This is a genomic window from Microcoleus sp. N3A4 (assembly GCF_036701805.1).
GTDB lineage: Bacteria > Cyanobacteriota > Cyanobacteriia > Cyanobacteriales > Microcoleaceae > Microcoleus.
On the sequence record NZ_JAUBRJ010000002.1, the window covers coordinates 246254 to 258512 of the forward strand.

Below are 12259 nucleotides of genomic sequence, written 5' to 3' on the forward strand. Positions count from 1 at the left end.
ATGACTGAACTACTGAACCAAGCTTCGATCCTTAAGGATCTACCTAATATCGCGACGTGGCAGAATAACTTGCCTTGGCAACCATTTCGTGATGGGGTTGAAATCTACCGACTTTATGGTGACAACACAAGTGGATCGGCTGCTGCTCTACTGCGGTATGAGCCGGGAGCGAGTGTCCCAAGGCACACGCATACTGGTTTTGAACATATTTATGTACTAACTGGATCGCAAACTGACCAGAATGGCGAACACCAAGCCGGAACCTTTGTTATTAACCCCCCTAACAGTAACCACAGTGTTGTCAGCGAAGCTGGCTGCATAGTCCTAGTAATTTGGGAAAAACCTATATCGCTATGGTCTTAATATCTGCCCAACCTTATGATTATGAACTGCCAGTCTCTGGCGGTGCGGCTTTGGTTATCATCGATATGCAGCGAGATTTTTTGGAGCTTGGGGGATTTGGTGAAGCTTTAGGCAATGATGTCAGCCAACTACAGGCGATCGTGCCAACGGTAAAGCAGTTGTTAGAGGCATTTCGCGATCGCCATCTCCCTATTGTTCACACTATTGAAGGTCATCAACCTGACCTTTCTGATTGTCCTCTATCTAAGCAAAAACGGGGTCAAAGTAAACTAAAAATTGGCGATCGAGGCCCAATGGGACGAATTTTAATTTTGGGTGAACCTGGCAATTCAATTATCTCGGAGTTGACACCTATGCCTGATGAAATAGTAATTAATAAACCAGGCAAGGGCGCTTTTTATCACACTAATTTGGAATTAATACTTCGTGAAAAAGCGATTACTCACCTAATTTTTACTGGAGTCACGACTGAGGTTTGCGTTCAAACAACTATGCGTGAGGCTAACGATCGGGGGTTTGAATGTTTACTCGTTGAGGATGCTACAGCCAGCTACTTTCCACAGTTTAAACAGAGTGCGATCGATATGGTTCGCGCTCAAGGCGGTATTATTGGTTGGACTGCGAGGGCTGAAGTAGTAATACAAGCTTTGGAAAAATCGCAGCCTTAAATTAAAAAACTGTCGGCTATCCCGGATGTTTGGGGTAAAAAGCAGTGGCTGATATAGCGGTTCTCAGAAAGATTCGCGGACGTTGTTGGGCCCCGGCCCTCAAGCGTCTGGGTGGTTATGTAAGCTGTCAGTCATACCTCATCTTTTTGAGAAAGGCTATATATTTTTTCGGGACACTGAAGGCTGAAAACCTTCAAACGGAACGGCCCTCAAAGCGGGGAAGTTCCGTTTAATCAAACCCAACATTTTATAATTCTAAGTCAAATAGGTAACTACGTCTGTAGCTTTACTTCGCAATACGGCTCGTGAGAAATCGTACAACCCACATTCCGCAGGTAGCACGATCCGGGAATTTTTTCAATGGAGATGGCACAGCAGCTCAATAGAGAAGAGGCTCTCTCGTACTTCCGGTGATAAGTAATGCTTATTAAAAGGGAGAGAGAAAGCGGAACTTATTTAAATAAGCATGCTAATAGCTTTTCTTTCATGGCATCAAAACTCTTGAATCCATAGCTTTGACGCAGAATTAATTTGATTCTTGTATTGATACCTTCAGTAACTCCACTGGTTGTCCTATTATGAAAATAGTTAGCAATTTCTGTTAAATGAGAATCCAGAGTATTGGCAGCACTTCCGAATAAAATTTGAGCGGATATCAACCATTTTTAAATTTTTCTGATGCCCCCTAATGGAGTGATATCGCTTTCGTAAATACTAATTAATTCTGCTTTTAATTCATGAGCAATTGCCAAGCTCGGTGACAAGTGAAGCAGCCCTGCTAATTCTTGTTGCTCTTGTGCCTTCAAATTCCGAGAGTTGCTCATCAATAAGTAGCGATTTTTCAATCCTTTTAAATCGAGTTTTAGGCGAATTTTGTTCAAAGCTTTATTGACTATTTTTTGAACGTGAAAGCGATCTATTACAACTTTAGCATTGGGAAAAACCTCTCTAATTACTTTGGGAAAACCTCCCCACATATCAACAGAAACTTCCTCAACTTGCTCCCTCATGCTTTGAGGCTGCTGCTTGAGAGCCGTAATAATATCATCGCTTTTATGAGAATCTATTACTTCTAATAAAGAGCTTTTATCTAAATCAGTTACAATAGTTGCCAAATTTCCTTGTCCCTTTCTTCTACTAAATTCATCAAGGCGATCGCGTTTAGGCATTCCCCAGTCTTTTTTTTAAAATTGAGCGACTTTGTGAAAGATGCCTTGAATTGAATCTCTGCCTATGCTTTCATTTTTACTCACTTGTTCCACGGTCAATTCTTTGACTCTTTCATAGATATATTCTTGATATCTATTTGTTTGCCTTTGGTGATGATTTAGCTTTCGTCAGTGATTCGGTTGGGAATTTTTTACATTCACCACAATAGAACTGACGACGAGGTACTTTTAAATAAACTAACCTGCCAAATATCGATAAATCTCTCACTAATTTTGTCCGACTCTGATGAACTGTATCTGTATAGCTATTACAATGATGGCAGGCAATACCTTCATTAATAAGCGTGTAAATTTAAAATAATAAATTCTAATTCTGTTGAATAACCAAAAACAGTGACATTCGGCAAATTTAATAAATTATCTAGATTAAAATCCATATGTAGTCAGAGGGTAAAATGTAGCTATAGCTACATTTTACCCCAAGTTGCCGGAAGAGCCATGAAGAAGGACTAATTATGAAATGGAACCGAAAGATAAAAAATAAAGGCAACGCGAGTTAATGCAGTTTAGATGTTTGACAGATTAACATATATTCTGATAGGTCGAGTGTAACTTTCATTACTCCTATCTTTTTTCAACACAAGTCGCTCAACTCTTTGCTCTGTATGGGTTTCCGACGGGGTTGTCACCCCGCCAGGTCGATAAGTCAAGCTGCACAACGCATTCTCAAGGAAGTTTCAGGCACGTCTACAACGCTGTCTACACCGTCTACACTAAGCGACACTACAGCCTTGACCCTGTGATAGAGCGGATGGCCGCCATTGAGGAACGGCTGGGAAAATTGAGAGCCTGAGCGAGGGCAACGATGAATTGCTCAGGCTTGAATTGAAAGCAGCCAACAAGCAGCTTGCAGAATGGGATGCAGAACTGAATCAGTTGCACGATCGCAACGGCGATTTGGGACTGAAGGTTCAGATGCTGGAGCAAGAGTTCGAGGAAGTGCGGCGCTCACGGGAGGAAACTAAAAACTCGGCTCCGACCGTCGCAGAATTTCCAGAGCCGGCCGACTTGCTCAATCAGTTGAGAGCGCAGCGCAAAAAGACGAGGGCTGACCGGGTAGACGTTGAGGCAATTTTAGGATTGTTGGGCGGACAAGTAGTCAGGGCATCTTGACTTGCCGACTGCGGGTAGCAGCAATTGAGGAGAAATTGAATAGAAAGTGAATATTTCTATTCAATTTCTATTCAAACGATACTCAGTTTGGTCATTTTGTATCCAATTTGTATTCAATTTCTAGTCAACTACACCCGTCAGAAACCGAAAAAATCAGCAATAAAAAACCTCAAACCGTTGATTTACCGTTGGTTTGAGGTTCTTATAGGCGCAAGCGGGCAGCGGGAATCGAACCCGCATAGTTAGCTTGGAAGGCTAAAGTTTTACCACTAAACTATGCCCGCACACAATCTCTAACGATACTCTAAAGTTCTGAAAATTGCAAGTGATTTGTCAAAAAAATTTACAGCCTCACCACAGCCTCAAAATAAAGGCTTTTGCCAACGGGGGAGAAACAAGGAGAAATACTCGGTTTTGCAATTGGTTGCCCCAAATTGCGTAGCAGGTAGGTGCAATACCCCGCAGTTGCCCTCCGGGCTTTACGGATGAAAATAATCGTAAATTTGCTGGGCCAGACGCGGGCCAATCCCAGAAACTTCTGCCAACTGTTCGGGAGTCGCTAAACGGAGATAGTCGATCGACCGAAAATGTGCCAACAATTGTTTTTGTCGGTGGTGTCCCAATCCGGGAATTTCATCAAGGCGCGATCGCTTCATTCTCTCGCTTCTTCGATCCCGGTGAAAACTCACAGCAAATCTGTGCGCCTCATCCCGCACCCGGCGCAATAATTGTACGCCCGGTTGCTCAGAATTAGTTGGCAGCGGCAAAGATTCCCCCGGCAAAAATATCTCCTCTCGCTGCTTTGCCAAACTGACAACGCGCAACTCTTCTAGCAAATTCATTTCCCGCAAAACTGCCACAACCGCTGACAGTTGACCTTTGCCGCCATCTATCATAATTAAGTCGGGTTTGTCGGAAATAGTAGGAGAATCTGACGATAAATTGCTGAGTTCTTGCGATTCTTCTAAATCACTAAATTGATCTTCCTTCGTGCTTTTTCCTTCTGCTGATTTCATTCTAAAACGTCTGCCGATAACTTCTGCTAAACTAGCAAAATCATCAGAATGCCCTGATTTAATTTCAGGATTTTTAATTTTGTAATGGCGGTAGTGTTGATTGGCCGGCAAACCGTCAATAAATACGACGCGGGAAGCTACGGCGTCAGAACCTTGAATATGAGAAATATCGTAACCTTCAATGCGGCGAGGAACTTCTGGCAAATCGAGAATCTCTGCTAAATCTTCCATTGCTTGAGAATTGCGATCGCTCAATCTTTGCATTCTCGCCAATTCATACTCAGCGTTGCGTTCCACCATCTCAATCAACTCTGCCTTAGTTTGCCGCTGCGGTGTCAAAATGGTAACTTTTCGCCCTTTACGGTTGCTCAACCAATCTGCTAATATTTCCCCTTCTGGCAATTCGTACTGCACTGAAATTTCGCTGGGAATTTCTACAGATTCGACATTTTGATAGTGTTCTTCCAACACTCGCTGCAAAATCGCTCCGGCCTCTACCGCCCCTCGTTCCCCCCGTTGCCAAGGGGGGGAGGAAAGAGAAAGTTGAGATAACTCTTGCTCCGCCGATTGTAGGGGCGGTGCCCCCGTGCCCGCTTTGGGTTGGGGGGGTATTTCCGCCATAAATCCCAATCTTCCGACCAATTGACCGGCACGAATTTGGAACAATTGGATGCAAGCGTGCTGAATATCGGCCGCAAGTGCGATCGCATCTCTGGAAACCGTATCGTCGGGCAAAGACACTTTTTGACCCGCACTCAAAGACTGCAAACCCTTAATTTGATCGCGAAGGCGCGCCGCAGTTTCAAAGTTTAAATCCGCGGCTGCCTCTTCCATTTGTGGCTCCAGGATATCAAGCAATTCCTGAGTCCTTCCCTGGAAAATCATCGCTACTTTTTGGATGATTTTTCGATATTCTTCAGGCGAAGTTAACCCTTGACAAACGCCAACGCAGCGCCCGATGTCGTAGTTCAAACAGGGACGGTCTTTAAACAGCGGTTGAGGGCGCTGCCGCAGGGGGAAAATTCGCTTAATTAAATGCAGCGTACTCCGCAGCGCCCCTGTATCGACGTAAGGGCCGTAATAGCGGTCTTTTGCACTACCTGCGCGGCGTTTGCGGGTGATAAAAATGCGCGGGTATTCCTCCGACCAAGTTATGCACAAATAAGGATATTTCTTATCATCTTTTAGGAGTACATTAAAGTAAGGTTGGTGCTGTTTTACGAGGTTTGCTTCTAACGCTAAAGCTTCCGCTTCTGTGTCGGTGGCGATAAATTCAATTTCGCGCACTTGCTGCACCATCATCGCGATGCGGGGACTGAGATTTTGGCTTTCGCGGAAGTAGGAACGGACGCGGTTTCGGAGTTTTTTGGATTTGCCGATGTAAAGGATGCGATCGCCCTCATCGCGCATTAAATATACACCAGGAACCGCCGGAATTTCTTTGAGGCGACTTTCTAGGCGTTCCGAGTCTTTAACTAACGGCAGATTTTTTGTGGATGGCATATAAATTTGAGATTTTTAGATTTATGTATAGCGGGACTTACGCACTCCAAGCAAAGAAACCGGATTTGCAACCAGAGTCAAGGGCTAAAACCCACAATTTTCGTAAAAAAAAACTGTTTCGGAGTGAGTTCTATATACCATTATAACGCTGCCGTCTGGGTCAAACGAATCAATCCAAAGTCAAAACCGCCGACTGATTATCGCCTGCCTTATTTAGGGGATACTTCGCTTTTATAAACTCTTCCAGTAAATCAAAGAAATTATCAAAAGCATGACTTTCATCGGTTGAATTAAATAGAATAATTTTAGCCCAAGAAGCAGAGGTAACAAGAGCAAATTTTTTTTGCAACCAAGGCTGAAATTCTGCAAATTCTTTCTCTTGTTCTGTGACGGGGATTTCTAGTAGGTCGCGAGCGTGTTGATAGCCGCACAAGAACATAAATAAGTTGCTGATAGAACGGGAACCGATGTACATTGCCGGTTTCTTTTGAATGCGGTTGAGTAATTCGTAAAATTTAGTCATTATTTATTAACCGTTAGTAAAATTTTACAATTAAAAGCTCTCAATTTCTTCGATAATAAACTGACCGCTCGGACAGTCAAAGTCTTTTATCCATTCTTCTCTAGTCAGCCCGGTTGTTGACAAATTATCAAACACTTTGCGACGAACTTCAATCCCGTAGTGTGTGCCATTCTGAGTAATCGGTGTTCTACCTTTTTCCCAACGTTGACTCACAATAAAATACCCTCGTCCTACCAACTTGAGTTGAAGATGAGTCCCGCTAATGGCGTTAGCTTTTAGCCAATTTTTAATAGCTTCAGCACATTCGGCACACTGCAAGAGCTTAAAATTATTTACGATCGATCCTATCTGCTGATAGATTTCTTCGTCAGAAACTTGTGGATTGCTGGGCATTTTATCATATTTTTACTTCACAATATCTGAGATAAAAACTTGCGGGTGCGTTCTTCCTTCGGATTCTGAAAAAATTCTTCCGGCTTCGCTTCTTCAACTAAAACGCCGCCATCCATCAATACAATGCGATCGGCAACTTCGCGCGCAAACCCGACTTCGTGAGTTACCACCACCATTGTAATTCCTGTTTGAGCCAAATTTCGCATTACATCTAAAACTTCCCGCACCATCTCCGGGTCTAACGCTGATGTCGGTTCATCAAATAACATGATTTTAGGCTGCATGGCCAGAGAACGTGCAATAGCGACCCGCTGCTGCTGTCCCCCAGACAACTGTCCGGGATATTTTTGTGCTTGTTCCAAAATTCCCACTCTTTCTAATAGTTGCATCGCCACTTCTTCAGCTTTTTTCTTCGGCCAGCGGCGCACCCATACTGGTGCTAGCATGACATTTTGCAAAACTGATAAGTGGGGAAACAGGTTGAATTGCTGAAACACCATTCCTACTTCGCGGCGAATTGTCTCGATGTTGCGTAAGTCGTGGGAAAGTTCGATGCCGTCGATCGTAATTTTACCTTGTTGGTATTCTTCTAATGCGTTGAACGTGCGAATAAATGTCGATTTACCTGAACCGGAGGGCCCCATCACGACAACGACTTCGCCCCGGTTTACGGTCATGCTGACGCCGCGCAGTACGTGAAATTGTCCGTACCATTTGTGGACGTTTTCTGCTACGATTACTTGTTCTGGGATTGTGGTTTTAGTTTCCATATTTTTTTGTTTTTAAACCGCTGATGAACGAACGCGGATGAACGCAGATTTTTTTTACCTTTGACCTACTTCTAAACTTCGCTCGATTTTGCGGCTGGCTAATGACATTGAGTAGCAAAATACCCAATAAATGATGCCGACGAATATGTAAACTTCGGCGTACCTGCCGATATAGGATGAATTTGCTAAAACTAGGCGGGATATTCCGATTAATTCTAACATTCCGAATAGAGATAGCAGGGAAGTATCCATGAATAATCCGATGAATTGACCGCCGATCGCAGGAATGACTATTCGCAGTGCTTGAGGCAGTACAATGAGAATTGTGAGTAGGGGTGTATTTAGCCCGATCGACCTAGCTGCTTCTATTTGTCCTCTGGGCACGGCCTGCAAGCCACCGCGCACGTTTTCCGCCAAGTATGCAGCACTAAATAACGTTAATCCAGCAATGGCTCTAATGACTCTATCTAATTTAGGATATTCTGGCGGCAAGAATAATTGCAGCATCACTTGACCTAAAAACAAAATGCCAATTAATGGTAAACCGCGAATAATTTCAATGTATAATGTTGATAACAGTTTGACAACTGGCAAAGAACTTTGTCTTCCGAGGGCGAGCAATACTCCTAAAGGAAAGGAAAGCACAATACTAATAACTGCTAAAAACAGCGTCAGCACTAAACCGCCCCAATCATTTGTTGATACTTCGGCCAAACCCAACCCGCCTTTAATTAGCCACAAAATTATGGGGAAGGAAAGAGCCCAAACTGCGGGCATCCAACCCATTATTTTAGGGTTAATTTGTCTTCCGATGACATAGCTGGCGGCGGCTGCGATAATAATTCCTAAGAGGTAGAGGCGAGAGGTTAGGTCGATCGGCGAAATGACCGCACCCACAACCGCAGCACCGAGTATAATTAGTAAAGGCGGATTCCAAAGACGTTCTTGCCGCTGAATGTTTCCCCAAGTTAATCCTCCCAACAAAGCAATTATAGCCGTTACTATCCACAGTCGCCAGTAAGAATCGCTGGGAAATCTGCCGGCGAAAAATAGTGGCAAGTTAGCTTCTAACACGCGCCATTGAGCTTTTGTTGTCGCCCAAACGATAATTCCTTTAATAGTTTGGAAGGCGATAATTAGGCAAACTACTGTCAGAATGCTGTTGTACCAGGTACTAAATAAATTTTTGCGCGCCCAATTCCAAGGGGTAGGCGATTCGGTGGCTGGGGGCGGTAATATGGGGACAGTTTCCATATAGCAGTTTTCAATCCTATGACGTAGAGTAACAACCAGTTATTTTATTAACCCGCTTGGAGTGGGTTTTGTTTGTGTAGACGCGATTTCCAATCGCCAAGGCTAAAAAAAATTCTACTTATTTTCGCCGATTTATCCAATCTTCTCCACCTGGTAACTGACTTAAATGCTGGGCTAACACTGCGGGTAAATCTTTGGCGGAATGGATATAAGTCAAGTTCAATAACCTCACAGCAGTTTGAATAATCAGGTTTCTATCCATCATTTCTGCAAGTTGAAATTGAGTATAAAAACCATTCAATACTTCCTCCGCAGCCTCTGCAATAGCATCCTCAATCACCTCCTCCTCTATAAAACTCTCCCATTCATCAGAATTGATGTAATAAGATGTTTTATTATCTTTAATATTTGCCTTCTTAATTTCTCTGATTGAATTGCGAATCGAACTTGCCCAAGAACCAGTTAATCGCTGTTCAACTTGATTTTTAATCAAGTGAATCAGCAAAACATTTAAAAAAGATTGGATTTGTCGCAAAATTGCCTGTTTGCTCATTCCATCTAACTCATCGACTATTGCCAAAGCATCTGTATACCTTCCTTCCAATATGCTAGTTCTAAGATCGATTAATTCTTGTGTCATTTGATTCTCCTTAAATTTGATACTAACAAGCCAAAGATAGTTGTGACTTATTTATTATTGCTTAATAGTCAACTAACAAGTTTCGTTCCTCTGTCTAAGCTAAAGTCACTGTATGCCACTTTATGCGCTATCCTTTGATTCCCAGTAAATTTGGTTAAATTTAAAGTCTTTACCTTTCCTTGATTTGTACGGTTTGATTGTACCAATTCATGAACAGAGAAACTATCAAACTAATTGTTAGATATGTTACCATGATAATTATCATTGCTTCGATCGCCCGACCGGTCTGATTCAACGTCGGAGATCCCACCACAAAATAAACGTCGGGATAAGCAACCGCAACCGCTAAACTCGAATTCTTAGCTAAATTCAGATACTGACTGGTTAAAGGCGGCACAATTACCCGCAAAGCTTGCGGCAAAATTACCATCCGCATCATTGTTCCAGACTTCAGTCCCAAAGACTTTCCCGCTTCCCACTGGCCTCTCGATACTGATTGAATTCCGGCCCGCACAATTTCGGCAATGTAACTGCCAGTATACAAGCTAAGTCCTGTAACCAAGGCTGCAAATTCTGGAGTTAATTTTAATCCTCCTTCGAGTTGCAATTCTGGTGTCAAGCGGGGGAAATCTAGGCGAAAAGGCAGATTTTTGGTAATAATCAAAGCTAAAATTGCACTCAGGACGATCGCACCTAGAGCCCAAAACAACTGTCTTCCCGGCTTAGCTTCTTCCAACATCACCCGCGCCCGCCACTGCCACAGCCCCGCTGCAGCCAAAACTCCGATAGTTAGCAAAATCAACCAAATCTCAAAACCGGGCAAAGCCACCGGCCAAGGTACAGCAATGCCGCGATTTGTCAAGTAAATAGGCCCTCTCATCTGCTGATTGTCTTCCACTTTTGGCAGGGAAATGAAAACTGCAAAATACCAGAAAAATAATTGCAGCAATAAAGGCGTATTTCGCAGAATTTCTACGTACAAACCAGCCAAACTCCGCAGCAGCCAATTGTCGGAAAGGCGCGCAATTCCTACAGTCAAACCCGCAACTGTTGCGAAAATAATGCCGATACCCATCACCCGCAGCGAGTTGATTAAACCGACAAAATAAGCTTGTCTGTAACTGTTTTCGGGACTGTAGGGAATGACACTTTCGCCGATATCAAAGGATGCTTGGGAGTTGAGAAAGTCAAATCCAAAGGCAATCCCCAATTGCGCGTAATTGGCACTGAGATTGTCCCAGAGAATCGCGATGACAGTGATTACTAAAATTACGAATATCGCCTGTCCGGCAATTTTCCAGAAGCGATCGTCCCGCAGCAGTTTAATCATTGTTATTAGTTATTAGTTATTAGTTATTAGTTATTGGTTATTGGTTATTGGTTATTGGTTATTGGTTATTAGTTATTAGTTATTAGTTATTAGTTATTAGTCATCAGTCATCAGTCATCGGTCATCAGTTAGTAAGCCCAGGCGCATCTAAATCTTAGAGTCAAGTTGGATGAAATTTTTCTGGTGGGGAGGGTGTCTGACCTCCCAAAAATACAATTTAGATACTCAACAGCTTACAACAAAAACTGACTAATGACTAATAACTGATGACTGATGACTAATAACTAATGACTAACGACTAATGACTAATGACTAATGACTAATGACTAACAAAAATTAGCGGAACGGCGGCGAGTAAAGCAAACCGCCATCTTTCCAGAGTCTGTTTTGACCCCGTTCTAACTTGAGTGTACTTTTGGGGCCGAGGTTGCGATCGTACATTTCCCCGTAATTCCCCACTTTCTTAACAACGCGGAGTGCGAAATCGTTCGGGAGTCCGAAACCTTTACCTAAATCTCCTTCTGTTCCTAGCAAACGTTTGACGTTCGGGTCTGTAGTGCTTGCCACAGTTTGGTCTACATTTCCCGAATTAATTCCCAAATCTTCAGCTTCAAACGTCGCAAAAACGATCCATCTCACTGCATCCGACCATTTATAATCGCCGCTTTTCACGGCTGGGGCTAACGGTTCTTTTGACATCACGACCGGCAAAACAACATTGTTATCGGAATTCGGCAGAGTTGTGCGCTTGGAAACGAGTTGCGATCGATCGGCAGTAACACCTTGACAGCGACCTTCTTGATAGGTAGCAAAGGTAGTATTCACATCTTCAAACACGACAGGAGTGTATTTAACTCCTAATTTTCGCATTTGATCGGACAAATTTTGTTCGGTGCTCGTACCTGTTTGCACGCAGATAGATTTGCCCGCAAAATCTTTTAAACTTTTGATGCCGCTGTCTTTTTTGACCATGATGCTTTGAGAGTCATAAAAGATCACCGGGGCAAATTCCAGTCCGGTAGTGCTGTCGCGACTCGCCGTGTAGGTGGTATTTCGGCTGAGAATATCGATTTCTCCGGCCTGCAAAACTGTAAATCTATCTTTGGCGTTGAGCTTTCGGTATTCGACTTTTTCGGGATCGTCAAATATTGCCGCCGCGACAGCCCTGCACACATCCACATCCAGTCCCGAATATTTGCCTTTTTCGTCTACAAAGCTAAAACCCGGCAGTTCGCCGCTGACGCCGCAAATCAGTTTGCCGCGGCTGACAATTGTATCGATCCGGCTCGAACCTTGTTGCGATTTGCCTTCTGCAGTAGTTGTTGCTCCTGTTTGTCCGATTTGTGCCGATCGATCCCTACAAGATGCCAACGGTGCGGCAAATAACACGCTTGCTAGCAGCAGAAATCCCCATTTACGCATAGATTTTAATAGAACGCTTTCCTGACAATCCTACC

Annotated in this window: 13 protein-coding genes, 1 tRNA gene and 1 pseudogene; 3 read left to right on the forward strand and 12 right to left on the reverse strand. The window is 43.4% G+C overall.

The annotated features are described in order from the left end of the window. Positions 1-363 (forward strand): cupin domain-containing protein, encoded by a 363-nt coding sequence (locus QUA56_RS02205; protein ID WP_333352577.1) that lies wholly within the window; start codon positions 1-3, stop codon positions 361-363. After that, positions 354-1031: a cysteine hydrolase gene (locus tag QUA56_RS02210; protein ID WP_333352580.1), complete on the forward strand. Its 678-nt coding sequence runs from the start codon at positions 354-356 to the stop codon at positions 1029-1031. The genes QUA56_RS02205 and QUA56_RS02210 overlap by 10 nt, the downstream gene beginning before the upstream one ends. A 452-nt stretch (positions 1032-1483) precedes the next feature. On the opposite strand, the pseudogene QUA56_RS02215 reads toward QUA56_RS02210, so the two are convergent. The 3 genes and pseudogenes from QUA56_RS02215 to QUA56_RS36715 form a co-directional block, all read right to left on the reverse strand. Then, positions 1484-2200 (reverse strand): annotated as a pseudogene (locus QUA56_RS02215) (ISL3 family transposase). A 15-nt stretch (positions 2201-2215) separates the two neighbouring features. After that, positions 2216-2299: a hypothetical protein gene (locus QUA56_RS36710; RefSeq protein WP_445242868.1), complete on the reverse strand. Its 84-nt coding sequence runs from the start codon at positions 2297-2299 to the stop codon at positions 2216-2218. A gap of 34 nt (positions 2300-2333) precedes the next feature. Then, positions 2334-2468, reverse strand: a complete 135-nt coding sequence (locus QUA56_RS36715) for a transposase family protein (protein WP_445242866.1) — start codon at positions 2466-2468, stop codon at positions 2334-2336. 602 nt (positions 2469-3070) lie between these two features. Here QUA56_RS36715 and QUA56_RS02220 point away from each other — a divergent pair. Continuing rightward, the gene (locus QUA56_RS02220; protein ID WP_333352583.1) at positions 3071-3373 is read left to right on the forward strand and encodes a flagellar alpha dynein; all 303 of its coding nucleotides are present in this window, start codon (positions 3071-3073) and stop codon (positions 3371-3373) included. 213 nt (positions 3374-3586) lie between these two features. On the opposite strand, the gene QUA56_RS02225 is transcribed toward QUA56_RS02220, so the two are convergent. The 9 genes from QUA56_RS02225 to QUA56_RS02265 form a co-directional block, all read right to left on the reverse strand. After that, positions 3587-3657, reverse strand: a tRNA-Gly gene (locus tag QUA56_RS02225). A 195-nt stretch (positions 3658-3852) separates the two neighbouring features. Beyond that, positions 3853-5892 carry an excinuclease ABC subunit UvrC gene (gene uvrC / locus QUA56_RS02230; RefSeq protein ID WP_333352586.1) on the reverse strand — a complete coding sequence of 680 codons (2040 nt, stop codon included), beginning with the start codon at positions 5890-5892 and terminating at the stop codon, positions 3853-3855. Between the two features lie 169 nt (positions 5893-6061). Then, positions 6062-6415 (reverse strand): hypothetical protein, encoded by a 354-nt coding sequence (locus tag QUA56_RS02235; RefSeq protein WP_333352589.1) that lies wholly within the window; start codon positions 6413-6415, stop codon positions 6062-6064. 30 nt (positions 6416-6445) lie between these two features. After that, positions 6446-6808 (reverse strand): papain fold toxin domain-containing protein, encoded by a 363-nt coding sequence (locus QUA56_RS02240; RefSeq protein ID WP_333352592.1) that lies wholly within the window; start codon positions 6806-6808, stop codon positions 6446-6448. A 17-nt stretch (positions 6809-6825) separates the two neighbouring features. Beyond that, positions 6826-7578: an amino acid ABC transporter ATP-binding protein gene (locus tag QUA56_RS02245; RefSeq protein ID WP_333352595.1), complete on the reverse strand. Its 753-nt coding sequence runs from the start codon at positions 7576-7578 to the stop codon at positions 6826-6828. 54 nt (positions 7579-7632) lie between these two features. Next, a complete protein-coding gene (locus QUA56_RS02250; protein ID WP_333352597.1) occupies positions 7633-8832 on the reverse strand; it encodes an amino acid ABC transporter permease in 1200 nt (399 codons plus the stop codon). A 118-nt stretch (positions 8833-8950) separates the two neighbouring features. Beyond that, positions 8951-9472: a DUF29 family protein gene (locus tag QUA56_RS02255; RefSeq protein WP_333352600.1), complete on the reverse strand. Its 522-nt coding sequence runs from the start codon at positions 9470-9472 to the stop codon at positions 8951-8953. A 169-nt stretch (positions 9473-9641) separates the two neighbouring features. After that, positions 9642-10802: an ABC transporter permease subunit gene (locus tag QUA56_RS02260; protein WP_333352603.1), complete on the reverse strand. Its 1161-nt coding sequence runs from the start codon at positions 10800-10802 to the stop codon at positions 9642-9644. Between the two features lie 336 nt (positions 10803-11138). After that, on the reverse strand, positions 11139-12224 hold the full coding sequence (locus QUA56_RS02265; protein ID WP_333352606.1) for an amino acid ABC transporter substrate-binding protein: 1086 nt from the start codon (positions 12222-12224) through the stop codon (positions 11139-11141). Positions 12225-12259: the final 35 nt, after the last annotated feature.

Excerpts from the sequence above, each read along its gene's own strand:
- uvrC (WP_333352586.1), bottom strand. The coding sequence starts at position 5,892 with ATGCCATCCACAAAAAATCTGCCGTTAGTTAAAGACTCGGAACGCCTA.
- QUA56_RS02265 (WP_333352606.1), bottom strand. The coding sequence starts at position 12,224 with ATGCGTAAATGGGGATTTCTGCTGCTAGCAAGCGTGTTATTTGCCGCA.
- QUA56_RS02255 (WP_333352600.1), bottom strand. The coding sequence starts at position 9,472 with ATGACACAAGAATTAATCGATCTTAGAACTAGCATATTGGAAGGAAGG.
- QUA56_RS02240 (WP_333352592.1), bottom strand. The coding sequence starts at position 6,808 with ATGCCCAGCAATCCACAAGTTTCTGACGAAGAAATCTATCAGCAGATA.
- QUA56_RS02250 (WP_333352597.1), bottom strand. The coding sequence starts at position 8,832 with ATGGAAACTGTCCCCATATTACCGCCCCCAGCCACCGAATCGCCTACC.
- QUA56_RS02260 (WP_333352603.1), bottom strand. The coding sequence starts at position 10,802 with ATGATTAAACTGCTGCGGGACGATCGCTTCTGGAAAATTGCCGGACAG.
- QUA56_RS02245 (WP_333352595.1), bottom strand. The coding sequence starts at position 7,578 with ATGGAAACTAAAACCACAATCCCAGAACAAGTAATCGTAGCAGAAAAC.
- QUA56_RS02210 (WP_333352580.1), top strand. The coding sequence starts at position 354 with ATGGTCTTAATATCTGCCCAACCTTATGATTATGAACTGCCAGTCTCT.
- QUA56_RS02235 (WP_333352589.1), bottom strand. The coding sequence starts at position 6,415 with ATGACTAAATTTTACGAATTACTCAACCGCATTCAAAAGAAACCGGCA.
- QUA56_RS02205 (WP_333352577.1), top strand. The coding sequence starts at position 1 with ATGACTGAACTACTGAACCAAGCTTCGATCCTTAAGGATCTACCTAAT.